The sequence below is a fragment of the Actinomycetospora straminea genome (genome assembly GCF_028737255.1).
GTDB classification, from domain to species: domain Bacteria; phylum Actinomycetota; class Actinomycetes; order Mycobacteriales; family Pseudonocardiaceae; genus Actinomycetospora; species Actinomycetospora straminea.
Genome location: NZ_JAQZAN010000012.1, coordinates 1 through 22,866, shown reverse-complemented (window position 1 = coordinate 22,866; position 22,866 = coordinate 1). Strand labels below are relative to the sequence as shown.

Sequence of the window (22,866 nt, the reverse complement as noted above, 5' to 3'; positions counted from 1 at the left end):
CCCATGGAGGCCGAGTTCGACACCGTCGCCGCCTGGACGGAGGGCGCCGTGCGCGCCCTCGGGCCCGACCACGCCGTCCCCGCCGCGTGCCGCGGCAGCGGCTCCCCCGCCGACCTCGCGTGGCTGGCCCAGGGCCTCGACCTGCGCGGTGATCAGCGCTTCCTCGACGCCGGCGCCGGCCTCGGCGGGCCCGCCGCCTGGCTCGCCGACGACCGCCGCGGCTCCTGGGACGGCCGGCCGGTGCTCACCGAGCCGATGGTCCACGCGGCCGCGTCGGCGCGGCGGCTCTTCGGGTTCCCGACGGCCGCCGCCGTCTCCGAGGCCCTGCCGCTGCCCACCGACGGCGTCGACGCCGCCTGGTCGCTCGGGGTCCTCTGCGTCACGCCGTCGCGGACGGACATGCTCGCCGAGCTGCGCCGGGTCCTCGTGACCGGCGGGCACCTCGGGCTGCTCGTCCTGGTCCACGCCGGGACGCCGCTGCCCGAGCAGCCGGAGGGCAACGACTTCCCCACCCACGCCGAGCTGCACGACCAGCTCGCCGGCGCGGGGTTCCGGGTCGACGACGAGATCGACGCCGCCCGCCTGCCCGGGGCACCGCCGTCCTGGACCGAGCGCGCCGACCGCGTCGAGGAGCACCTGCGCCGCCACCACGGCGACCACCCCGCGTGGCGGCAGGCCCGGGAGCAGGAGCAGGTCATGGGGCGGCTGCTGCGCGAGCGCTACGTCGTCACGACGCTGCTGCGCACCACCGCGGTCTGAGGGCGGTGTGGCTCCCGGCGGGCGGGCCACCCGTGCTCCCGCTGCGGCAGGCGGCACGCCCGGACGGGCGACACACTCCCGGGCGGACCACCCGTCGCGGAATCGGTTCAGCTCGGCGCGGACCGGCGCGTGACGCTCGTCGGGGCGACGCCCGACGGCTCTACTGGTGCCCGAGCCGATCCGGACCGGGCGCCGCACCGTGGCGCCGCGACCGGCGGGAGGAGAACAGGTGACCTACGACGCGGTCAGTGCCTACACGGTGCTGTTCGGGGACGGCGAGTCCCCGGCGACCGTCAGCGTGCACGGCTCGGCCGAGGAGGCCTGGAGCGCCCTCGACGTGCTCGTCCGCGGCCGGTCCCGGCGCTGGCGGGCCCGTGCGGTCACGGTCGACGAGGACCGCGTGACCGAGCTCGCCGAGAGCTGGCGCCGCGGCGACCCCGAGCGCCGCTACTGGCAGGTCGCCCCCCACCGCCTCCGCGTGACCGTGCCGGCCATCGGCGCCCGCCCCGTGCCCCGCCCCGCGTAGCGCTCAGGGCTTCAGGACCCGGGCCTGCTCGACCTCGTCGGCGCCCATCGTGCGGAAGTCGACGCGCAGTCGACCGAACCGGCGCGTCTCGCACCGGTGGATCGCGGGCAGGAATCCCGCTCGCTCGCAGCCCTTGAGGCTCGCGATGTTGTCGACCCCGACGAACGTGAGGACGCGGCGGGCGCCGAGGTCCGCCGCCTTCTCCGCGATCATCGACATGCCCGCGCTCATGATCCGGCGGCCCTGGTGGCGCGTGGGTGTGAACGCGCCCTCGAGCAGCGCCTCGTCGGCGCGGAGCTCGGGGAAGATGCCGTGGAAGAAGTCGCGGATCGCGTCGTTCTCGCCCGACCCGAACAGCCACTGCACGTAGCACGGGTCGTCGTCGGGGTCGACGGCCACATACGGCGTCCCGATCCCGCGCTCGAGCAGCCGGACGCGCGTGTGGCGCTCCCAGCGCTCCGCGTCGTCGACCTCGGCGTGCTCGTCGAGGATCCGGGGGACGTCGGCGTCCGTGAGCGGACGGACGGAGATCGGGATCTTGGCCACCGGTGTCTCGTGGGGCACCGACAGGTCCCGCGCGAGCCCGTACGCGGCCGTCGTCGACGACGCCCGCCGTCGTATCCGCTTCGCGGTGTCCCTGTAGGTCCCCGACGTGACGGTGTAGCGCGCGGCGCGGGCGTACCTCGCCGCCGTGGCTCCGATGCCCTGGACGTCCATGTCCTGGCTCCTCCCGGCGAGTGGCGGGGGCGCACCCTACCCGGTCGAGGTGCCTGCCCACCCGACACGGTGCGTCACATCGAGCAGGCTCGGGCGCGAGGCACACACCGGGTGAGGGACCCGGGCCCGGGTCAGCGGAGGTGGGTCGTGGTCACGACGTCGGTGCGCCGCCACCTCCTCGAGCTGCGCGCCGCCCTGCGCGTCGTCGCGGCGGTGCTGGTCACGCTGCTGCTGGTCACGGTCCCTGCCGGGCGCCCGCGCCCCGAGCGACCGGCGACACCCGTCGCCGGCGCCCGGTCGCTTGTCGTGCTGGTGCACGGCTTCGGCGCCGGCCCGGGCTGCTTCGACGCGATGCTCCCCGCGCTGGGTGGGCCGGGCGTCGCCGTCGTCACCCACCGCTACTCCTGGACCACGCGCGTCGGCGAGCTGGGCGAGCAGCTCGCCGACGAGGTCACCGACCTGGCGCGCCGCAGCGGCGCCCGGTCGGTGACGCTGGTCGGGCACAGCCTGGGCGGCGTGGTCGTGGCCTCGAGCCTGCCGCGCCTCGACGGGCTGGTGAGCCGCGTCGTCACGGTCGCCGCCCCGCTGCGCGGCACCCGGTGGGCGCGCCTCTTCCCGGTCGGCGCGGTGCGCGACCTGCGCGTCGGCTCCCCCGCCCTGCAGGCCCTCGCCGCCGCGCCGCGTCCGCGCGCGCCCTGGACCGCGGTCGCCTCGCGCGCCGACACCATCGTGGCGGTCGAGAGCGCGACGCCCGAGGCCGCCGAGGCGGTCGTCGTCGACGGCGTCGGGCACTGCGGGCTGCTGCGCGACGCGGACGTCATCGCCCGCACCGCGGCGCTCGCCCGACACACGAGCCGTCGTTCGGCCCGCACCTCGGCGCGCGTCGTCCTCCCCGCCCGCCCCGTCCCGGCAATCCCGGCCCTGTCCCTCGTCGCCTGAACCCTCCCCCCCGGCGAACGGGGATTTCGCGCGCGTAGAAGCAGCGAACAGCGCGTCCGCTGCGACGTCGCCCGCTCGCCCGTGCGGGTGCAGGCGCGCCCATCTGCGCAGACCCCCGAGAAACGAACGGCGCCTTCGCTGCTCCGCAAGCAGCGAAGGCGCCGTTCGTTCGTCCCGGACCGGTGCCCTCAGGCCATCGCCCGGTCGGTCGGGTTGATCGGGCGCGGCAGGACGTCGCGGCCGGTGAGGTGCCGGTCCACGCCCGCGGCGGCGGAGCGGCCCTCGGCGATGGCCCAGACGATGAGCGACTGGCCGCGCCCGGCGTCGCCGGTGGCGAAGACGCCGGGCACCGAGGTCTGGTAGTCGCCGTCGCGGCGGACGTTGCCGCGCTCGTCGTAGTCGACACCGAGGCTGTCGAGCAGCCCCTCCTTCTGGGGCCCGAGGAAGCCCATGGCGAGGAAGACCAGCTGGGCGGGGATCTCCCGCTCGCTGCCCTCGACCGGCGCGAACTTCCCGTCGACGCGCTCGACGTCGACGAGGCGCAGCGCGCGCAGGTTCCCGTCCTCGTCGCCCAGGAACTCCTCGGTGTTGACCGAGAACAGACGCTCGCCGCCCTCCTCGTGCGCCGAGGAGATCCGGAAGATCATCGGGTAGGTCGGCCACGGGTTGGTGGCGGGCCGCTCCGACGGCGGGACCGGCATGATCTCGAGCTGGGTCACCGAGCGCGCGCCCTGGCGGTGGGCGGTCCCGACGCAGTCCGCGCCGGTGTCGCCGCCGCCGATGACGACGACGTCCTTGCCCTCCGCGTCGATGAACGAGCGCTCGTAGTCGCCCTGCTGGACCTTGTTCGACGGCGGCAGGTACTCCATCGCCTGGTGGATCCCGTGCAGCTCACGGCCGGTGATGGGCAGGTCCCGCCACGCCGTGGCGCCGACCGCGAGCACCACGGCGTCGTTGTCGGCGCGCAGTTTCTCGACGGTCAGGTCGGTCTCGGCGGGGCCGCCGACCTCGACGCCCGCGAGGAAGCGCGTCCCCTCGGCCACCATCTGCTCGAGGCGACGGTCGAGGCGCTTCTTCTCCATCTTGAACTCAGGGATGCCGTAGCGCAGGAGCCCGCCGATGCGGTCGGCGCGCTCGTAGACGGTGACGTCGTGCCCGGCGCGCGTGAGCTGCTGGGCGGCGGCGAGCCCCGCCGGCCCGGAGCCCACGACGGCGACCGACTTCCCGGTCCTCGACTCGGGCAGCACGGGGCGCACGAAGCCCTCGTCCCAGGCCCGGTCGATGATCTCGATCTCGACCTGCTTGATCGTCACGGGGTCGGAGTTGATCCCGAGCACGCACGCGGCCTCGCACGGCGCGGGGCACAGCGTCCCGGTGAACTCCGGGAAGTTGTTGGTCGCGTGCAGGCGCTCGATGGCCTCGGCCCAGTCGTCGCGCCAGACCAGGTCGTTCCACTCGGGGATCATGTTCCCGAGCGGGCAGCCCTGGTGGCAGAACGGGATGCCGCAGTCCATGCAGCGACCCGCCTGCTTGCGCAGCGTGGCCGGGTTGAGCTCCTCGTAGACCTCGTGCCAGTCCTTGATGCGGATGTCGACCGGCCGGCGGCGCGGGAGCTCCCGGCCGGTGGTCATGAATCCCCGGGGGTCAGCCACGAGCCGCCTCCATGATCGCTTCGTTGACGTCGCGGCCGTCGCGCTCGGCGTCCGCGGTGGCCGCGAGGACCCGCTTGAAGTCGGTCGGCATCACCTTGGTGAAGCGCGGGACCGCGGCGTCCCAGTCGGTGAGCAGGTCGTGGGCCACGGCGGAGTCGGTGGCCGCGTAGTGCTTCTCCACCAGCCCGCGCAGCTCCTCGACGTCGTCGGGGCCGACGACCTCGAGCTCGACCATCTGGTGGTTGACCCGGCCCTCGGTCAGGTCGAGCACGTAGGCGATGCCGCCGGACATGCCCGCCGCGAAGTTGCGGCCGATCGGGCCGAGGATGACCGCGCGCCCGCCGGTCATGTACTCGCAACCGTGGTCGCCGACGCCCTCGACGACCGCGACCGCGCCGGAGTTGCGCACGCAGAAGCGCTCGCCGACCTTGCCCCGCAGGTACGCCTCGCCGGCGGTGGCGCCGTAGAGGATGACGTTGCCGGCGACGATGTTCTGCTCGGCGACGAACGGCGCCTGCGGGTGCGGGCGCACCGAGAGCCGCCCGCCCGAGAGGCCCTTGCCGAAGTAGTCGTTGGTGTCGCCGATGAGCCGCATCGTCACGCCGCGCGGCAGGAAGGCGCCGAACGACTGGCCGCCCGAGCCGGTGAACGTGATGTCGATGGTGTCGTCGGGCAGGCCGTCGCCACCCCACCGACGGGTGACCTCGGAACCGAGCATCGTGCCGACGGTGCGGTTGACGTTGCGCACCGGCAGCTCGAGGCGCACCGGGGTGCCGTCGGCGATGGCGCCCTCGGCCAGCTGGATCAGCGTGTGGTCCAGCGCCTTCTCCAGGCCGTGGTCCTGGGGCTTGCTCTGGTGGAGCGTCTGGCCGGCGAAGTTCGGCGGCGGCGCGGGCCGGTGCAGGATCGGCGAGAGGTCGAGGCCCTCGGCCTTCCAGTGCGACTCGGCGGCCCGGGTGTCGAGCACCTCGGTGCGCCCGATCGCCTCCTCGATCGAGCGGAAGCCCAGCGCCGCCAGGTGCTCGCGCACCTCCTGGGCGACGAACTCCATGAACGCCACGACGTACTCGGCCTTGCCGTCGAACTTCTGGCGCAGCACCGGGTTCTGGGTGGCGACGCCGACCGGGCAGGTGTCGAGGTGACAGACGCGCATCATGATGCAGCCGCTGACGACCAGCGGAGCGGTCGCGAAGCCGAACTCCTCGGCGCCCAGCAGCGCGGCGATGATGACGTCGCGGCCGGTCTTGAGCTGCCCATCGGTCTGCACGACGATCCGGTCGCGCAGGCCGTTGGCCAGCAGCGTCTGCTGGGTCTCGGCCAGGCCCAGCTCCCACGGACCGCCCGCGTGCTTGATGGAGCTCAGCGGCGAGGCGCCGGTGCCGCCGTCGTGCCCGGAGATCAGCACGACGTCGGCGTGCGCCTTGGACACGCCCGCCGCGACCGTGCCGACGCCGACCTGCGAGACGAGCTTGACGTGCACGCGCGCCCGCGGGTTGGCGTTCTTGAGGTCGTGGATGAGCTGGGCGATGTCCTCGATCGAGTAGATGTCGTGGTGCGGCGGCGGCGAGATCAGGCCGACGCCCGGCGTCGAGTACCGGGTCTTCGCGATCCAGGGGTAGACCTTGTGGCCGGGCAGCTGCCCGCCCTCGCCGGGCTTGGCGCCCTGCGCGATCTTGATCTGGATGTCGTCGGAGTTGACGAGGTACTCGCTCGTGACGCCGAAGCGCCCGGAGGCGACCTGCTTGACCGCCGAGCGGCGCGAGTCGCCGTTCGGGTCGCGGGTGAAGCGGCCCGGGTCCTCGCCGCCCTCGCCGGTGTTCGAGCGCCCGCCGAGGCGGTTCATCGCGATGGCGAGCACCTCGTGCATCTCCTGCGAGATCGACCCGTAGGAGATGGCGCCGGTGTTGAACCGCTTGACGATCTCGGAGACCGGCTCGACCTCGTCGATCGGGACCGGCGTCCTCTCGTCGGTCCGGAAGCCGAACAGCCCGCGCAGCGTCAGCAGCGAGGAGCTCTGCTCGTCGACCGCCCGCGTGTACTCCTTGAACGTGTCGTAGTTCTGGGTGCGCGTGGAGTGCTGCAGCTTGAACACCGTGTGCGGGTTGAAGACGTGCAGCTCGCCCTCGCGGCGCCACTGGTACTCGCCGCCCACCACGAGCTCGCGGTGGTCGGCCTTGACGCCGTCCGCGGGCCAGGCCTGGCGGTGGCGCCGGGCCACCTCCTCGGCGAGCACGTCGTAGCCCACGCCGCCGAGGCGCGAGGTGGTGCCGGCGAAGCAGTCGTCGACGACCTCGGTGCCCAGGCCGATGGCCTCGAAGACCTGCGCGCCCATGTAGGACGCGACGGTCGAGATGCCCATCTTGCTCATCACCTTGCGCACGCCCTTGGCCAGCGCCTCGACGACGTTGCGGGTCGCGGTGCCGGAGGTGACGCCGGTGATGACGCCGCGGTCGATGAGGTCGTCGACCGAGTCGAGCGCCAGGTAGGGGTTCACCGCGCTCGCGCCGTAGCCCAGCAGCAGCGCGACGTGGTGGGTCTCGCGGACGTCGCCGGCCTCGACGACGAGGTCGACGCGCGTGCGGGTCTTCTCGCGGACGAGGTGGTGGTGCACCGCACCCGTGAGCAGCAGCGACGGGATCGGCGCGTGGTCGGCGTCCGAGTGGCGGTCCGACAGGATGATCACGCGCGCGCCGTCGGCGACGGCCCGCGAGATCTCGTCGCGGATCTCCGTCAGCCGGGCGCGCAGCGCGTCCCCGCCGCCGGCGACGTCGTAGAGCCCGGAGACGAGGTACGGCGCGAAGCCGGGCATGTCGCCGTCGTCGTTGATCCCGGCGATCTGGGCGAGCTCGTCGTCGTCGAGCACGGGCAGGGGCAGCACGACGCGCCGGCAGGAGGCCGGTGAGGCGTCGAGCAGGTTGGTCTCCGACCCGAGCTGCACCTGCAGCGAGGTGACGAGCTCCTCGCGGTAGGCGTCGAGCGGGGGGTTGGTGACCTGCGCGAACAGCTGCACGAAGTAGTCGAACAGGACGCGGCTGCGGGACGAGAACGGCGCCAGCGGCGCGTCGTTGCCCATCGACCCGGTGGCCTCGGCCCCGCTCTGGGCCATCGGGCGCAGCAGCAGCGAGACCTCCTCGCCCGTGTAGCCGAAGGTCTGCTGGCGGCGCATCAGCACCTGGCGGTCGAACTTGTCCCGCTCGCGCGACGGCAGGTCCGCGAGCTCGACCATCCCGGCGTGCAGCCACTCGTCGTAGGGGTGCTCGGCGGCGAGCTCGCCCTTGATCTCGTCGTCGTCGACGATGCGCCGCCCGACGGTGTCGACGAGGAACATGCGGCCGGGCTCGAGGCGGCCCTTGCGCACGATCGTCGTCGGGTCGATGTCCAGCACGCCGACCTCGGAGCCGAGCACGACCAGGCCGTCCTCGGTGACCCAGTAGCGCGCCGGGCGCAGGCCGTTGCGGTCGAGCACCGCGCCGATCACCGAGCCGTCGGTGAACGCCGCGAGCGCCGGGCCGTCCCAGGCCTCCATCAGCGTGGAGTGGTAGCGGTAGAAGGCGCGGCGGGCCGGGTCCATCTCGGCGTGGTTCTCCCACGCCTCCGGGATCATCATCAGCACCGCGTGCGGCAGCGTGCGCCCGCCGAGGTGCAGCAGCTCGAGCACCTCGTCGAAGCTCGCGGAGTCGCTGGCCTCGGGCGTGACGATCGGGAAGATGCGGTCGAGCTCGGCCTCACCGAACGCACCGGTGGCGAGCATCGACTCGCGGGCCCGCATCCAGTTGCGGTTGCCGCGCAGCGTGTTGATCTCGCCGTTGTGGGCGAGGTAGCGGTACGGGTGCGCGAGGCTCCACGCCGGGAAGGTGTTGGTGGAGAAGCGGCTGTGCACCAGCGCGATCGAGCTGGTGGTGCGCTCGTCGGCGAGGTCGGCGAAGAACGGCTCGACCTGCTCCTCGGCGAGCATGCCCTTGTAGACGACGGTGCGCCCGGACAGGCTCGGGAAGTAGGTCTCGACGCCCGCGGCCCGCGTCTCGTGCTCGACCCGCTTGCGCACGGCGAACGCGCGCCGCTCGAGGGTCATGACGATCCCGGCGTCGTCGTCCCCCGCGTTCGGCGTGTCGACGACGTGGTGGACGTCGTCGGGCAGGCCGAGGAAGAGCTGGCGGAACCGCGGCATGACCTCGCGGGCGGTGCGCCCGATGCCGGCACGGTCGGGGTCGACGGGCAGCTCGCGCCAGGCCAGGACCTCGAGGCCCTCCTCGGCGGCGATGCGGGCGACGATCTCCTCGACGTCGGCGGGGTCGGCGTCGACGGGCAGGAAGCCGTTGCCCACGGCGTAGCGGCCGGCCGCCGGGAGCTCGACGCCCGCCTCGGCGAGCAGCGGGCGGTAGAGCCCGTCGGGCACCTGGATGAGGATTCCCGCGCCGTCGCCGGTTTCCGGCTCGGCGCCGCGGGCACCCCGGTGCTCGAGGTTGATCAGTGCCGTGAGGCCGCGGGTGACGGTGCGGTGGTCACGGCGTCCGGCGATGTCGGCGACGAACGAGACGCCACAGGCGTCGTGCTCGTACGCGGGGTCGTAGAGGCCCTCGCTCGCACGCTCCACGTGCGCCTCCGATCGTCGTCCGTGCAGGTGGTGGTCGCCGGGGTCCCGGCGGTGGTGGTCGTTGGGGACCGGGGAGCGCGGCGGCGCTCGATCCCGGGCAGGCCCCGGCGCACCGGTCGTGTGTCCGTGGTGGACGACCGGAGGGGCAATGCGACGTTAACCTCCGCGGCCGTCGCCGCGCACCGCCCCGACGCCGGCGAAAGAGTGCTGATCGCCATAACCCGGCAACCCCTGGATCGGGGCTCCGGGGCCGGTCAGCGGCGCGCGGGTCTGTCGGACCCCCGCCGATCGCCGTAGGGGTCGCGGCGGGGCAGCCCGGCCACCGACCTGACCGCGACCCCGCCTGACGAGCGAGGATTGCTCATGACCGATCCCGACACGCCGCTCAGTCTGACCGACGACACACCGTGTGACCAGAGTGCAGGCCCTAGTCCTACCGCGGGGTAGCCCACCGATCGGGTGTCCGCGGAGGTGTCCCCCGGCCGGCAGGGGGTACCCGCGCCCTCGAACGCCTGTTCGATCCACTCCCCACTGTTCACCGAGGAGCACCCCGTGAGCGACACGACCCCCGACCCGCACGAGGTGAAGACCACCGGCGACACCCCCGCCGGGTCGTCCGCCGAGAAGGACAACAGCAACTGGGTGACCGGCGACGAGCCGATGACCGGCCCGCAGGCCAGCTACCTCGAGACCCTCGCCCACCAGGCGGGCGAGGAGCCGCCGACCGGGCTCACCAAGGCGCAGGCCTCCGACGAGATCGAGCGGCTGCAGGGCGCGGTGACGCCCGCCGGGTCCGGGGACGACGGTGATGACGGCGGCTCCCCCGACCTGTCCCGCCAGGAGCGGCCGACCACCGAGTGGGTGACCGGTGACGAGCCGATGACCGGCCCGCAGGCGAGCTACCTCGAGACGCTCGCGCAGCAGGCGGGCGAGGAGCCGCCGACCGGGCTGAACAAGTCGCAGGCGTCGCGGGCGATCGACGAGCTGCGGCAGAAGACGAGCCGGTGAGGCTGGTCTGGCCCGACGGCCGCGACGGCGAGCTCGACCGCGCCGCCCTGGCCGAGGTCTACGCCTACCCCGCCGACCTCGCCCGGCGCGACCGGCCGTGGGTGCGCGCCAACTTCGTGGCGAGCGCCGACGGGGCGGTCGCGGTCGGCGGGGTCTCCGGTGGCCTGCAGGCGCCCGGGGACGGGGAGGTCTTCGGGCTGCTGCGCGAGCTCGCCGACGTCGTGCTCGCCGGGTCCGGGACGGTGCGCGCCGAGGGCTACCGGGGCGCGCGGACGAACCCCGCGCTGCGCGAGCGCCGGGTCGCCCGCGGGCAGGCGCCGGTGCCCCCGATCGCGGTCGTCAGCACCCGCGGCGACCTCGACCCCTCCGCGGCGCTGTTCACCGACACCACGGTGGCGCCGCTCGTGCTCACCGCCGCGGTGCACGCGCCGCGGGTCCGCGACGAGCTGGGCGGGGTCGCCGAGGTGGTCCCGGTCAGCGGCGACGACCCGGGCGCCACCGACCCCGACGCCGTCGTCGACGCCCTCGCCGCGCGCGGCCTGCACCGCGTGCTCTGCGAGGGCGGCCCGGCCCTGTTCGGCTCGCTGCTCGCCGCCGGGCGGGTCGACGAGCTCTGCCTCTCCGTCGCCCCGCAGCTGGCCGGCGGCGGCGCCGAGCGCATCGTCACCGGCCCCGCCCTCGACCCGCCCCGCGCGCTGCGGCTGGCCGGCGTCGTCGCCCACGACGACGGGCTGCTCCTGCGGTACCGGTTGGGCTGAACGGGAGACCTGCGTCACGAACGTGGTCTTTTCGGGTGACGCCGCATGACGAATCGGCGGCGTGCGTGTCCCACGGGTACCGAGTCGGCAACCGGGCCGACCCGGGCAGAAGCATCGCTGACACCGCGAGCGCACAGGGAGCGCCCCATCATGACGCAGAGCCCCAGCACCGCCACCGGCTCCGAGGCCGCAGCCGTGTCGAGCGGTCGGACCGGGGGTGCCACCCCGGCCCGCCTCGCCGACGACACGGGGCAGGGCAAGACCACCATCGCCTCGGGCGTGGTGCAGAAGATCGCCGGCATCGCCGCCCGCGACGTCTCGGGCGTGTACTCGATGGGCGGCGGCGTCTCGCGCGCCTTCGGCGCGATCCGCGAGCGCATCCCCGGCGGCAGCGGCACCTCGCAGGCCGCCGGCGTCCAGGTCGAGGTCGGCGAGAAGCAGGCCGCCATCGACCTCGACATCGTCGTGGAGTACGGCGCCGGGATCGTCGAGCTGGCCCGCGCGGTCCGCCGCAACGTCATCGCCGCCGTCGAGCAGATGACCGGCCTCGAGGTCATCGAGGTCAACATCGCCGTCAACGACATCCACATGCCGGGCGACGACACCGGCGACGACGAGCAGCCGTCGACCCAGCCGACGACGCGCGTCGAGTGAGCACGTCCGACCCGGCCGCGGCAGCGTCGGCAGCGGCCGCAGCGCCGGCCGACGCCCGGCCGGCGGGGGCCGCCGTGAGCCCGGGGTCGCCGGAGGCCCCGGGTCTCGGGCCGCTGCCCGAACGGATCGCCGAGGCGCTGCTCGCCCACCCCGCGGTGGCGGCGCTCTCGGGCGGCCCGTTCGGCACGCTGGCGACGTACCTGCCCGGGCGCCGGCTGCCCGGCATCGTGCTCGGGGACGCGGGCGAGCCCGACCGGATCGGGGTCGTCCTGCGCTTCGGCGCCCCGGTCGGGGCGACGGCCGCCGAGCTGCGCCGGATCGTCGCCGCCGCGTCGGGCAACCGGCGCGTCGACGTCACCGTCACCGACCTGGAGTTCCCCGAATGACCGGGCCGACGACCGGCACCGACGCGCGGGCCGCGCTGCGCGCGTTCGTCCGCACCCACCACCCCGACGTCGGCGGCGACCCGGTCGCGTTCCGCGAGGGCCTGGCGGCCCTCCGGGCGGCTCGCCCGTCGGCCGCCGCCGGCCGGTGGCCCGCCGCGGACGACCCCCGGCTCGACGCGCCGGTGGTCGCCGTGAGCGACCGCCGTCTGGCCCGGCTCGGGCGGCTCGGGCGCCGCCTGGCCCGGCGGTACGACCCCCGCCGCGGGTCCGCCCGCGTGCTGTAGCTCTCCCCGCCCCGCCCACCGCGGGGCGACATCCATCGTGGAGGTAGTGGTCATGAGCGCCACCCGTGCCGGCCTGTTCGTCGGCCTCATCCTGGGCGTGGCGGCCGCCGCCGGCGGTCTGCAGGGCTTCTTCATCGCCCTGGTGCTCGGTGTCCTGGGCTTCGTCGTGGGCCGCGTGCTCGACGGCGAGCTCGACGTCAACCAGTTCGTCGGGCGCGGCCGCGACCGATGAGCACCCCGACCGACGCCACCGACGAGACCGCGCCCACCCCGGCCCCGTCGATGGTCACCCTCACCCCGCGGACCGACCCCGCCCGGGAGGACGCCGCCGAGCGCGGCCGTCTCGACGTGGCGCTGTCGGTGGTCCGCAAGATCGCGGAGTACGCCGCGGACCACACCGCGGGCACGGTGCGCACCCAGCGCCGCCTCGCCGGGCTGGACCTCGGCGAGTCCGGGACCAGCGCCAAGGTCTCGGGCTACGGCGAGCAGGTCGACCTGCGCCTGGAGGTCCCGCTGGCCTACCCGGCGCGGATCGCCGACAGCGCCGCCGCCGTGCGCGACCACGTGCGCGAGCGCGTGCAGGCCCTGACCCCCTACCGCGTGCGCTCGCTCGACATCGGCGTGTCCGCGCTGACCGACCCCGCCCTCCGGGCCCCCCGGACCCCCGCCTCACGGACGGAGTGAGAAGTGCGCCTGCTCCTGCGCGTGCTCGCACCGCTCTTCGCGCTCCTGCTCGCCGTCGTCGGGCTCGGCATCGTCGTCGAGACCGTGACGCTGTGGGTGGCGCCGGCCGCGAGCCCCCTCGTGGTGCCGTGGCCCTCCTGGCGGGCGGCCGTCGAAGGCCTGACCTGGCAGTCCGGCTCGGTGCGCGCCGTGGCGATCGTCGTCGGCGTCGTCGGCCTGTTCGTGCTGCTGCTCGGGCTCGTCGCCCGCCGCCACGACGTCTACCTCGCCGACCCGGTCCCCGAGGTCACCGTGACGACGTCGCCGCGCTCGCTCGCGCGGGCCGTGGGCCACGACGTCCGCTCCCACGACGACGTCGTCTCCGCGTCCGTGGTCGCGTCCGCCAAGAAGATCACCGTCAAGGCCGCCACCCTCGACCCCGCCGAGGAGGTCCGCGCGTCGCTGCGCGAGCGCGTCGACGAGACGCTGCTGCGCCTCCCGCTGGCCCGGCGCCCGCGCGTCGCGGTGTCGGTCACCACCACCAAGGGGGTCAAGTGAGCCGCCGCTCGCGGCGCGCCGTCGCCCGCTCCGCCGGGCGCGACCGCGTCCTCACCACGCTGCTCGGTCTCGTCCTCGTCGCCGCCGCGGTGCTCACGCTGCTGGTCAGCTACGGGGTGTTCGGGACCTTCCGGGCCCAGCGCCCGGTCATCGACCCGCTGCTCGTGTCCTGGATCGGCACCCACGCGACCGCGACCCGCTGGATCGCGATCGGGGTCGGCGTGGTGCTCTTCGTCGTCGGCATCGCCTGGGTGGTGCGCTCGCTGCGCCCCGAGCCACGCCCGGACGTCGCGCTCTCCGAGCTCCCGGGCGAGCGGCTCGTCGTCGAGCACGCGGCCGTCGCCGACGCCGTGCGCCACGACGCCGAGACCATCGACGGCGTCAGCCGGGCCCGCGTGCGCCTCGTCGGCACCCCGCAGAAGCCCGCGCTGCGCATCGCGCTGACGCTGGTCGAGGGCACCGACGTCCGCGACGTGTGGGCGGACCTCGACGGGCGGGTGCTCGCCCGCGCCCGCGAGGCCTTCGCCGTCTCGGCCCTGCCGACCGCCGTGCGCCTGGAGCTCGACGCCTCCGCGGCGCCGACGCCGGCGCGGGTGGAGTAGCTCCTACCTGGCCGCCACCGCCGGCGGCGGCCGAGAGCGCGACGAAGGAGCGCTGACGGTCGACCCGCTTCGGCGGATCAACGAGCCGTCAGCACCTCGGCGAGGTCGAACCGCACCGGCCGGTCGAGCTGGGAGAACGTGCACGACGCCGGGTCGCGGTCCGGGCGCCACCGCTTGAACTGCGCGGTGTGCCGGAAGCGCACGCCCTCCATGTGGTCGTACTTGACCTCCACCACGCGCTCCGGGCGCAGCGGGACGAACGACAGGTCCTTCTGGGCGTTCCACCGGCTGTGCTCGGCCTCGCGGGGCGTGCGCGTCCCCTCCTCCTGGGCCGCCCACGCCCACGGGTGGCCCTCGAACGAGGTCACCAGCGGCTGCAGCTCGGCGAAGAGCTCCTGGCGCTTCTTCATGGGGAAGGCGCCGATCACGCCGACGCTCTGCAGCGACCCGTCCTCGGTGTGCAGCCCCAGCAGGAGCGAGCCCACCGCGTCCGGCCCCGACTTGTGCACCCGGTAGCCGGCGACGACGCAGTCGGCGGTGCGCTCGTGCTTGATCTTGCTCATGACCCGCTTGTCGGGCTGGTAGGTCAGGTCCGCCTTCTTCGCGATCAGCCCGTCGAGCCCCGCGCCCTCGAAGCGGTCGAACCAGTCGCGGGCGGTGTCGACGTCCTCGGTCATCGGGGTGAGGTGCAGGTCGGGGCGCTCGAGGCCGCCGACGACCTCGGCCAGGCGCTCGCGGCGCTCGGTGAAGGGGCGGCCGGTGAGGTCGTCGTCGCCGAGGGCCAGCAGGTCGAACGCGACGAAGTGCGCCGGGGTCTCCTCCGACAGCTTCTTCACCCGCGAGGCCGCCGGGTGCACCCGCTGCAGCAGCGCCTCGAAGTCCAGGCCCGTCCCCTCGGCGTCGACCACGACGATCTCGCCGTCGATGACGCAGCGCGGCGGCAGCGCGGACCGGACGGCCTCGACGAGCTCCGGGAAGTAGCGGGTCATCGGCTTCTCGTTGCGGCTGCCGATCTCGACCTCGTCGCCGTCGCGGAAGACGACCGACCGGAAGCCGTCCCACTTGGGTTCGTACCGCTGGCCCGCGGGGATCTCCGCGACGGCCTTGGCCAGCATGGGGGCGACGGGCGGCATGACGGGCAGGTCCACGGCAGCATTGTTCCGCCCCCTCACGCCGACGCCACCCGTGCCCGTCAGACTCCCCGGGGAGAACCACCCGCGCGAGGAGAGGTGCTGCGTGCCGCGACCCGTCAGCAGGGCGGCCGTGCTCGTGCTCGGCGTCGTCCTGGTCCTGGGTCTCGGGGCCTGCGCGATCGGGCCCTCCCAGCGGCCGCCGGTCGCGACGCTGGTCGACGAGCCGGCCGTCCCGGAGCCGGCGCCCGAGACCGGCGTGCCGAGTCCGGCGCCGTCGCTGCTCCCGCCCCTGCTGCCCACGCCCGCCGCGCCCGCCGGCTTCTCCGACTGCACCGCGGAGATCCGCGGCACGCTCGCGCCCGCCGACCTGGGCGGCCGCGACCTCCGCTTCGGCTGCCAGAGCGTGCCCGTCGGCGGGGGCGGCTCGTCGCGGGCGGAGATCGGCGTCCTGCAGGTGACGGTCGGGCCCGTCCCGCCCGGCGGGCCGGTCCCGATCGTCGTGGTCGGCGAGGCCGGCGGGCCCTCGGGCAGCGACCGGGCCGTGCGCCTCGCCGCGACCGCGCCCGAGCCCGTGCTCGCGGGCACCGCGCTCTACGGCGTCGACCTGCGCGGCACGGGCAACTCGGAGCCGGTCGACTGCATCACGCCGACCGTGCGCGAGGCGCTCGTCGACGCCGACCCGCTCGCCGCCGACCCCGCCGCCCTCGGCCCCCTGCGCGACGCGGCGGCGTCCGCGGCGAGCACCTGCACCCAGGTGCTCGAGACCGCGCTCACCGACTTCCGCACCGGTGTCGAGGCCGAGGACCTCGAGGAGGTCCGCGCGACCCTCGGTGTGGAGCGGATGCACGTGGTGGGCGTCGGCGAGGGCGCGGGCGTGCTCGCGGCCTGGGCGCGCCGGCACCCGTCGTCGGTGGGGCGCACGGTGCTCGACGGGGTCGCCGACCCCACGACCTCCTTCTCCCAGCGCGCCCGCGAGCGCGCGGCGGCGGCCCGCGAGGCGCTGGCCGTGTTCGCCGCCGACTGCACGGCGCGCCCCGACTGCCCGCTGGGCCCGGACCCGGCGAGCACCGTCACCGGGATCCTCACCAACCTGCGCGCGGCGCCCCTGGCCGCGCCGGGCGGCCGGCAGGTCACCGACGGCACCGCCACCCGCGCGCTCGTCACCGGCCTCGCCGAGCCGACGCAGTGGCCCGAGCTCGCGACGGCGATCGCGGCCGCCGGCCAGGGCGACCCGAGCGGCGTCCTCGACCTGCTCGCGCCCGCCGAGGCCGACGGCGGCGGCTTCGACGCCTCGGTGCTGCTGACCTGCAACGACACCGTGGAGCGGCCCACGCTCGACCAGGTCGCCGGCGACGCCGCCCGCGCCCGGGCCGCCGAGCCGCTGTTCGGGGCGTACTTCGCGCACGACGCGCTCCTGTGCAGCTCCTGGCCGGTGCCCGTCGACGTCCCCGAGCCGAGCAGCGCCGCCGGCCCGCCGTCGTTGGTGATCGGCACGCGCGGCGACCCGCTCTCCCCGCTCGCGGGCAGCGAGCGCGTCGCGACCCAGCTGGGGTCGGCCGGCCTCGTCACCTGGCTCGGCGCGGGCCACGGCGCCTACCCCGCCACGCCGTGCGTCCGCACCGCCGTCGGCGGCTACCTGCGCGACGGCGTGCTGCCCCAGCAGGGGACGGTGTGCCCGCCGTGATCTTCCTCCGGTGCGTCCCCGGCGCCCCGCGACCCGGGTCTCGTTAGCCTGCCCCCGTGCAGCTCCCCCGCCTCGTCGACGCCGCGCTGGACCGCCTGGTCGTGCCCGGCTACTCCCGTCTGGGGTACGCCGCGCGGCGTGCGGGCTGGCGCACGCTGCCGTCCGGGTGCCTCAGCGGACGGACGATCCTCGTGACCGGCGCGGCCGGCGGCCTCGGGGCCGCCACCGCGCGCGGGCTCGTGGGGCTGGGCGCGCGGGTCGAGATGGTCGTCCGCGACCGGGCGCGCGGCGAGCGCACCGCCGCGGACCTGCGCGCGGAGCACCCGGGGGCGGCGGTCGAGGTCGCCGCGTGCGACGTGTCCTCGCTCGCCGACGTCCGCCGCTACGCCGCCGAGGTCCGCGACCGGGAGGCGGCGGTGCACGGGCTGGTGCACAACGCCGGCGTCATGCCCGCGGAGCGCACCGAGACCGCCGAGGGCCACGAGCTCGCGCTGGCGACGCACGTGCTGGGCCCGTTCCTCCTGACCCGCGAGCTGCGCCCGGCGCTGCGGGCCGGGGCGAGCCCGACCGCGCCCGCGCGCGTCGTGTTCGTCTCCTCCGGCGGGATGTACACCGCGTCGCTGCCCACCGACGACCCCGAGTTCCGCACCGGCACCTACTCGGGCGGCGCGGCCTACGCGCGCACCAAGCGGATGCAGGTGGTGCTCGCCGAGTTGCTCGCCGACGACCTCGCGGGCGACGGCGTCGTCGTCCACAGCATGCACCCGGGCTGGGCCGACACCCCCGGCGTCGCCAGCTCGATGCCCGGCTTCCACCGCGTCACGGCACCCCTGCTGCGCACCGACGAGCAGGGCGCCGACACCGCCGTGTGGCTGCAGGCCGCGCCCGAGCCCGGCCACAGCACCGGCGTGTTCTGGCACGACCGGGCCCCGCGCCCCACCCACTACCTGCCCCGCGGCGCCGAGACCCCGCAGGCGCGGGCGGCCCTGTGGACGCTGTGCGTGGACGCGACCGCCGGGTCGGCCCGGTGAGCCGGTCGAGCTGGCCGCGGCGCGGCCTCGACGAGGTGCACACCGCGGCCCCGGCCGACGCCGCCCTCCTGACCCCCGCCCGCCGCGAGCTGCAGGCGACCACACGGGCGTTCGCGATGGAGGAGGTCCTGCCCGTCGCCGACGAGCTCGACCCGCGCCGCGAGGACATCCCGCCGTCGCTGCTCGCGCGCATGGCCGAGCTCGGGCACTTCGGGATCCTCGTCGACGCCGAGCACGGCGGGCTGGGACTCGGGGTGGTCGAGTACTGCCTGGTCTCCGAGGAGCTCGCCCGCGCCTGGATGAGCGTCGGCAGCATCATCGCCCGCGGCAACGGCACGGGCTGCGCCTCGCCCGACCCGGACCGCCGCGCGGAGCTGCTGCGGGCGAGCGCTGCGGGCCGCTGGGTGGGGGCGATCGCGTTCTCCGAGCCGCACGCGGGCTCCGACCTGGCCGGGGTGGAGTGCACCGCGCGACGGGACGGCTCCGCGTGGGTCGTGGACGGGACCAAGCGCTGGGTCGGGCACGCGCTCTCGGCCGACTTCCTGCACCTCCTCGCCCGCACCCGCCCGCCGCGCGAGGGCGAGAGCCGCTCGGACGGCCTCGAGCTGTTCCTCGTCGGGAAGGAGCGCGGGCGCTTCCCCGACGGCGTCACCGGCACGCCCATCGACAAGATCGGCTACTTCGGCCTGACCACCTGGCAGCTGGAGTTCGACGGCCTGCGCCTGCCCGCCGACGCGCTGCAGGACACGGGGCAGGAGGAGGGCCAGGGCTTCAAGGACAGCCTGCGCTGGCTCGGCACGGCCCGGGTGCAGACAGCGGCGCGGGCGGTGGGGCTCGCGCGCGGGGCGCTGGAGGACGCGGTGGCGTACAGCCGGCGCCGCGAGCAGTTCGGCCACCCCATCGCCGACCAGCAGGCCCTGCGCCACAAGCTCGCCGACATGGCCGCGGCCGTCGACGCCGCCCGCGCGCTGTGGTGGCACGCGGCGTGGCTGCTCGACGAGGGCGCGCCCGGCGGGGACGTCGCGGCGTCGTCGGCCAAGCTCTTCGCCTCGGAGACGGCGGAGCGGGTCACCAGCGACGCGCTGCAGATCTTCGGCGGCAACGGCTACACGACGGAGCACTCCGTGGAGCGCTACTGGCGCGACGCCCGCCTGACGACGATCTTCGAGGGCACCTCGGAGATCCAGAGAAAGATCATCTCGGACGCCCTCCTGCGGTGACCCGCCGTCCGGGGGAAGATCCGATCCCCGGACGCGGAGCACCGCGTTCACCCGGTCGTTGGCCCTCATCGAGGGGTGTCCCCCACCGTTCACCCGTCGATCGTGCGGAACGAACCGCTCGCGATGTCGGCGGTCGACCTCGCGGTGCGAGGGACGCCACGGTGGGCAGCCAGGCCCGGTGACACGAGGTGACCGTGCGGTCGCCGAGGGTCCGGGAAAGGGTCGAGATCGGGGGGCGGGGAGTCATGACGGATGCGGTGGAGTTCGCGCGGGCGGTGCACCCGGCGCGAGCCGACGAGTCACAACGGATGCGACACGAGGCGCGGGACTGGCTCGCCGGCCTCGACATCGACCAGGACACGCGCGAGCGGGTGCTGATCGCGGTGTCGGAGGCCGTCGAGAACGCCGTCGAGCACGCCTATCCCGGCGGCACCGACGGCACGATCGAGCTGACCCTGTGGTGCGAGGCGGACGCGGTGAACGTCCGCGTCACCGACAACGGGCAGTGGTCCGACGCCGCGGCGCCGGCCACGCAGGGCTCGCACGCCCCGCGCGGGCGTGGGTTCGTGCTGATGCAGCGCAGCGTGGACAGCGTGGCGGTCCGGCACACGTCGCGGGGCACGACGGTCGCCCTGCGTCAGCAGCGCGGGCCGGCGGCGGCCGCCGAGTAGACCTGCTCGGCGTCGTCGGTCTGTCCGGCGTCGTCGGCTCAGCGTCCGCCGGTGAGCCCGGCGAGGACCTGGTCGAAGAAGCCGAGCAGCTCCGCGCGCAGCGCCGGGTGCTGCTCCGGCGGCGCCTGGCCGAGCAGCTGTCCGGCGCTGGAGAGCATCCCGAGCACCAGCGTCGGGTAGGACGCGCCGGGCGGGGTGACGAGGTTGCCCTCGCGGGCGAGACCGTCGAGGACCCGGGCGATGAAGGCGTAGGCGTAGTCGAGCTCGCACTCCCGCCAGCGCTCCCAGCCCAGCGCCAGGGGGCCGTCGCGGAAGACGATGCGCCCGTAGGTCGGCTCGCTGCAGGCCTCGAGGAACGTGGTGAGCGCGGCGCGGGCGCCGACGAGGTGGTCCGGGGCGGCGTCGAGGGCGGTGCGCAGGCGCTCGTGGACCTCGGCCTCGCGGGCCGAGAACACCGCCTCGAACAGGGCCGCCTTGCCGGCGAAGTGGTGGTAGACCGCGCCCTTGGTCATGCCGGCGACCGCGGCGACGTCGTCGATGGAGGTCTCGGCGAACCCGCGCTCGGCGAACAGCGCCGTCGCCGCCTCGACCAGCCCGGACCGTGTCGCGGCCGTGGCCTCGGCGCGGGGGGAGGTCAGGCGAGGCACGATCGCAGGGTACGGATCGGGGGCGTCCCGGGCCTACGGTGCAGGGGTGTCCGACGAACCCGTGCTGCGCGTGCTCGGCCGCGTCTCCTCGCCGCTGACCGACCGGTCGCAGGCGCCGTGCCAGGGCGACGAGGGCGGCCCCGAGGCCGTCGTGACCCTCGAGCCGGACCTCGCCCCGGCCGTGCGCGACCTCGCCGTGGGCCAGGAGGTCCTGCTCATCACGTGGCTCGACCGCGCCGACCGCTCGGTGCTGCGCGTCCACCCGCGCGACGACCCGCAGGCGCCCGAGACCGGGATCTTCGCCACCCGCTCCCCCGACCGCCCGAACCCGCTCGGCCTGCACCAGGTGCGCGTGCTGGCGGTCGAGGGCACCGAGCTGCGGGTGTCGGACCTCGAGGCCATCGACGGCACCCCGGTCGTCGACATCAAGCCCGTCCTCGGCCCCGTCGGCGAGCGCTGTCACGACCCCGGGGGCGGCGCCTCGCCGTAGCGGGCGACGAGGGCCTCGGCGACGTCGGCGGTCTCCTCGAGCTCGCGACCGTCGGGGTGGGCGGCTGTGCCAGCCGTGCGTCCTCGCTGGCGTTGAACGCCAGGATCGCCACATCCTCGATGCGCGACACGCCGTCGAGGGTGCGTTGGACGGCGGTGGCAGGGCCCGGCGGCCGGGTCCTCGGCGTCGCACCTGGCCGGTGACCAGCACGAAGATCGTCCGGGACTGTCGGGGGTCGGGTCTAGCGTCCTGGTCATGGGCATCGCGGACCTCGACCCCGGCGGGCCGGTCGACGTCCTCGACGCGGTCGACCCGGCCGAGCTGGCCAGCGCGCAGGTGGTGGACTTCGCGCGCGACTGCTTCCGGGCCCGCAACCAGGCCACTGCCCGCTTCCTGACCGCGCTGCACGAGGCCGGGCGCACCGAGGAGGGCCGGAAAGGTCGCCGGGCGCTGCTCGACGAGTTCTCCGGCGACGAGGCAGCCGCCGCGCTGGGCTGGTCGCGGGCGATGGCCTGCCGCTGGCTCGACCTGGCCGACGACCTGCTGTGCCGGCTGCCCGAGGTCCACGCCGCGATGCGCGGCGGGGAACTGGAGGACACCAAGGCCCGGGTGGTCTCGGACTGGACCCGCGACCTGGCCGACGACCACGCCCACCACGTGTGCACCGAGGTGCTGCCCGAGGCACCGCGGCTGCCGGTCGGGGCGCTGATCGAACGCATCCAGCAACTCGCCGCCGCCCTCGACCCGGACTGGGCCGCGCGCCGCGAGCAGGCCGCGGAGAAACGCGCCCGGGTGCTGGCCTCGCGCAACCCGACCGGCACGGCGAACCTGGCGGGCCACGACCTGCCCCTCGAGCGCGCCGCGGTCAGCATGGCCCGCCTGGAGGCCCTCGCCGCCCGGCTGCGCCGCCGCGGGGTACCGATCCGGATCGAGGCCCTGCGCGCCGAGGTCTACCTGACCCTGCTCGACGGCACCGCCGCCGGCCTCGACGACGACACCCTGCTCGACCTGCTCACCACCCGCCTCACCCCACCCGACGAGCCCGACCAGCCCGACGGTGCCGGCGACCAGCCGCCGCCCGGCCCCGACAACGGGCCCAACGGCGGCCCTGACGACCGGGACAGCCCCGACGACAGCGGCCCCGGCGACGGTCCTCCCGGCGACGGCGCCGACGACAGCGGCCGAGACCGCGGCGGCCCGGATGGACGTGCCGGCAGCGAGGGCAGCGGCGGGCCGGGCGATGGACCCGACCAGCACGGGCGCGCAGACGCCTCCGATGACGACCGCGACCAGGACGTCGACCCGGGCGGGGAAGCAGCCCACGCGGCAGCCGACGACCAGGCTCCGTCGGGTCCGGTGGTGCGCGACGGCACCGTCGAGGTCCGGCTACGGCTGACCACCGCCCTCGGCCTCGACGACCTCCCCGCCCAGATCCCCCGCTGGGGCACCGCCCTCGCGCCCACCGCCCGCAACCTGCTCACCCGCTACCACCACGGCGAATGGCGCATCGTGCTCACCGACGACACCGGCCGCCTCCAGCACCTCCTGCTCGCCCGCCACCGACCCCACCCACCCGACCAGCCGCCACGAGAGCCGAGCTCACCCGCCGGGCGACCACCCGGCCCCCGCCGCGACCGGCGGCGGGGGCGACACGGACCAGCCATCGTCGAACTCCAGGTCCCGACGACGCTGCTCGCTGCCCTCGACCCCGCCGACCACCCCACCTGGGCGCCCCTGCTCACCGAACTCCACCGCCGCCTCCCCCACCTCACCGACGACACCGCAGGCCGCGCACCCGACGAGCACCTCGACCCCGCCCACGCCACCCACCACACCCACCACCCCCACCACCACCCCACCCCCCCCCACCCCCCCCCCCCCCCACCCCCC

23 protein-coding genes and 1 pseudogene are annotated in these 22,866 nt (G+C 75.3%); 19 read left to right on the top strand and 5 right to left on the bottom strand.

Translation table 11 applies throughout. The features are described from left to right. The first annotated feature begins 3 nt into the window (after positions 1-3). On the top strand, positions 4-759 hold the full coding sequence (locus PH190_RS16830) for a class I SAM-dependent methyltransferase (protein ID WP_274232687.1): 756 nt from the start codon (positions 4-6) through the stop codon (positions 757-759). Positions 760-988: 229 nt separating this feature from the next. Beyond that, on the top strand, positions 989-1,285 hold the full coding sequence (locus PH190_RS16825; protein ID WP_274232686.1) for a hypothetical protein: 297 nt from the start codon (positions 989-991) through the stop codon (positions 1,283-1,285). 3 nt (positions 1,286-1,288) lie between these two features. Here PH190_RS16825 and PH190_RS16820 read toward each other — a convergent pair whose 3' ends face one another. Then, complete coding sequence (locus PH190_RS16820; protein ID WP_274232685.1) at positions 1,289-2,002, bottom strand: GNAT family N-acetyltransferase; 714 nt, start codon at positions 2,000-2,002, stop codon at positions 1,289-1,291. Positions 2,003-2,149: 147 nt separating this feature from the next. Between PH190_RS16820 and PH190_RS16815 the strand changes: the two genes are divergently transcribed. Beyond that, the gene (locus PH190_RS16815) at positions 2,150-2,941 is read left to right on the top strand and encodes an esterase/lipase family protein (protein ID WP_274232684.1); all 792 of its coding nucleotides are present in this window, start codon (positions 2,150-2,152) and stop codon (positions 2,939-2,941) included. Between the two features lie 188 nt (positions 2,942-3,129). Here PH190_RS16815 and PH190_RS16810 read toward each other — a convergent pair whose 3' ends face one another. Beyond that, positions 3,130-4,593 carry a glutamate synthase subunit beta gene (locus PH190_RS16810; RefSeq protein WP_274232683.1) on the bottom strand — a complete coding sequence of 488 codons (1,464 nt, stop codon included), beginning with the start codon at positions 4,591-4,593 and terminating at the stop codon, positions 3,130-3,132. Beyond that, on the bottom strand, positions 4,586-9,187 hold the full coding sequence (gltB, locus tag PH190_RS16805; RefSeq protein ID WP_274232682.1) for a glutamate synthase large subunit: 4,602 nt from the start codon (positions 9,185-9,187) through the stop codon (positions 4,586-4,588). Before gltB ends, PH190_RS16810 begins: the two co-directional genes overlap by 8 nt. 582 nt (positions 9,188-9,769) lie before the next feature. Between gltB and PH190_RS30835 the strand changes: the two are divergent. The 10 genes and pseudogenes from PH190_RS30835 to PH190_RS16755 all read left to right on the top strand — a co-directional run. Next, positions 9,770-9,958 (top strand): annotated as a pseudogene (locus PH190_RS30835) (DUF3072 domain-containing protein); the annotation flags it as partial. A 108-nt stretch (positions 9,959-10,066) separates the two neighbouring features. Then, positions 10,067-10,195 carry a DUF3072 domain-containing protein gene (locus PH190_RS30830; RefSeq protein WP_274203621.1) on the top strand — a complete coding sequence of 43 codons (129 nt, stop codon included), beginning with the start codon at positions 10,067-10,069 and terminating at the stop codon, positions 10,193-10,195. Next, positions 10,192-10,953 carry a pyrimidine reductase family protein gene (locus PH190_RS16790; protein ID WP_274232681.1) on the top strand — a complete coding sequence of 254 codons (762 nt, stop codon included), beginning with the start codon at positions 10,192-10,194 and terminating at the stop codon, positions 10,951-10,953. The genes PH190_RS30830 and PH190_RS16790 overlap by 4 nt, the downstream gene beginning before the upstream one ends. Positions 10,954-11,103: 150 nt before the next feature. After that, the gene (locus PH190_RS16785) at positions 11,104-11,607 is read left to right on the top strand and encodes an Asp23/Gls24 family envelope stress response protein (protein ID WP_274232680.1); all 504 of its coding nucleotides are present in this window, start codon (positions 11,104-11,106) and stop codon (positions 11,605-11,607) included. Further along, the gene (locus tag PH190_RS16780; RefSeq protein ID WP_274232679.1) at positions 11,604-11,993 is read left to right on the top strand and encodes a hypothetical protein; all 390 of its coding nucleotides are present in this window, start codon (positions 11,604-11,606) and stop codon (positions 11,991-11,993) included. The genes PH190_RS16785 and PH190_RS16780 overlap by 4 nt, the downstream gene beginning before the upstream one ends. Continuing rightward, positions 11,990-12,277 (top strand): hypothetical protein, encoded by a 288-nt coding sequence (locus PH190_RS16775; protein WP_274232678.1) that lies wholly within the window; start codon positions 11,990-11,992, stop codon positions 12,275-12,277. The genes PH190_RS16780 and PH190_RS16775 overlap by 4 nt, the downstream gene beginning before the upstream one ends. A gap of 52 nt (positions 12,278-12,329) precedes the next feature. Then, positions 12,330-12,509, top strand: coding sequence for a hypothetical protein (locus PH190_RS16770; RefSeq protein WP_274232677.1), 180 nt, complete (start codon positions 12,330-12,332; stop codon positions 12,507-12,509). Beyond that, positions 12,506-12,961, top strand: a complete 456-nt coding sequence (locus PH190_RS16765) for an Asp23/Gls24 family envelope stress response protein (RefSeq protein ID WP_274232676.1) — start codon at positions 12,506-12,508, stop codon at positions 12,959-12,961. Before PH190_RS16770 ends, PH190_RS16765 begins: the two co-directional genes overlap by 4 nt. A 3-nt stretch (positions 12,962-12,964) precedes the next feature. Further along, positions 12,965-13,498, top strand: a complete 534-nt coding sequence (locus PH190_RS16760; RefSeq protein WP_274232675.1) for a DUF6286 domain-containing protein — start codon at positions 12,965-12,967, stop codon at positions 13,496-13,498. Beyond that, positions 13,495-14,100 (top strand): alkaline shock response membrane anchor protein AmaP, encoded by a 606-nt coding sequence (locus tag PH190_RS16755; RefSeq protein ID WP_274232674.1) that lies wholly within the window; start codon positions 13,495-13,497, stop codon positions 14,098-14,100. Before PH190_RS16760 ends, PH190_RS16755 begins: the two co-directional genes overlap by 4 nt. A 77-nt stretch (positions 14,101-14,177) precedes the next feature. Here the strand turns inward: PH190_RS16755 and PH190_RS16750 are convergent, their stop codons facing one another. After that, on the bottom strand, positions 14,178-15,248 hold the full coding sequence (locus tag PH190_RS16750; RefSeq protein ID WP_274232673.1) for an ATP-dependent DNA ligase: 1,071 nt from the start codon (positions 15,246-15,248) through the stop codon (positions 14,178-14,180). An 88-nt stretch (positions 15,249-15,336) separates the two neighbouring features. Here PH190_RS16750 and PH190_RS16745 point away from each other — a divergent pair, with 88 nt between their 5' ends. From PH190_RS16745 to PH190_RS16730, 4 genes are all read left to right on the top strand, one after another. After that, complete coding sequence (locus tag PH190_RS16745) at positions 15,337-16,917, top strand: alpha/beta hydrolase (RefSeq protein WP_274232672.1); 1,581 nt, start codon at positions 15,337-15,339, stop codon at positions 16,915-16,917. A gap of 56 nt (positions 16,918-16,973) precedes the next feature. Beyond that, on the top strand, positions 16,974-17,948 hold the full coding sequence (locus PH190_RS16740; RefSeq protein WP_274232671.1) for an SDR family NAD(P)-dependent oxidoreductase: 975 nt from the start codon (positions 16,974-16,976) through the stop codon (positions 17,946-17,948). Next, entirely contained in the window at positions 17,945-19,168 is a 1,224-nt protein-coding gene (locus tag PH190_RS16735; protein ID WP_274232670.1) for an acyl-CoA dehydrogenase family protein, read from the top strand. Before PH190_RS16740 ends, PH190_RS16735 begins: the two co-directional genes overlap by 4 nt. Positions 19,169-19,413: 245 nt before the next feature. Beyond that, positions 19,414-19,839: an ATP-binding protein gene (locus PH190_RS16730; RefSeq protein WP_274232669.1), complete on the top strand. Its 426-nt coding sequence runs from the start codon at positions 19,414-19,416 to the stop codon at positions 19,837-19,839. 38 nt (positions 19,840-19,877) lie between these two features. Here the strand turns inward: PH190_RS16730 and PH190_RS16725 are convergent, their stop codons facing one another. Continuing rightward, complete coding sequence (locus tag PH190_RS16725) at positions 19,878-20,486, bottom strand: TetR/AcrR family transcriptional regulator (protein ID WP_274232668.1); 609 nt, start codon at positions 20,484-20,486, stop codon at positions 19,878-19,880. 46 nt (positions 20,487-20,532) lie between these two features. On the opposite strand from PH190_RS16725, the gene tsaA reads away from it, so the two are divergent. Together tsaA and PH190_RS16715 are read left to right on the top strand one after the other, a co-directional pair. Next, entirely contained in the window at positions 20,533-20,976 is a 444-nt protein-coding gene (gene tsaA, locus PH190_RS16720; protein WP_274232667.1) for a tRNA (N6-threonylcarbamoyladenosine(37)-N6)-methyltransferase TrmO, read from the top strand. A gap of 255 nt (positions 20,977-21,231) precedes the next feature. Continuing rightward, the coding region (locus PH190_RS16715; protein ID WP_274232666.1) for a DUF222 domain-containing protein at positions 21,232-22,866 on the top strand (1,635 nt) is incomplete at its 3' end.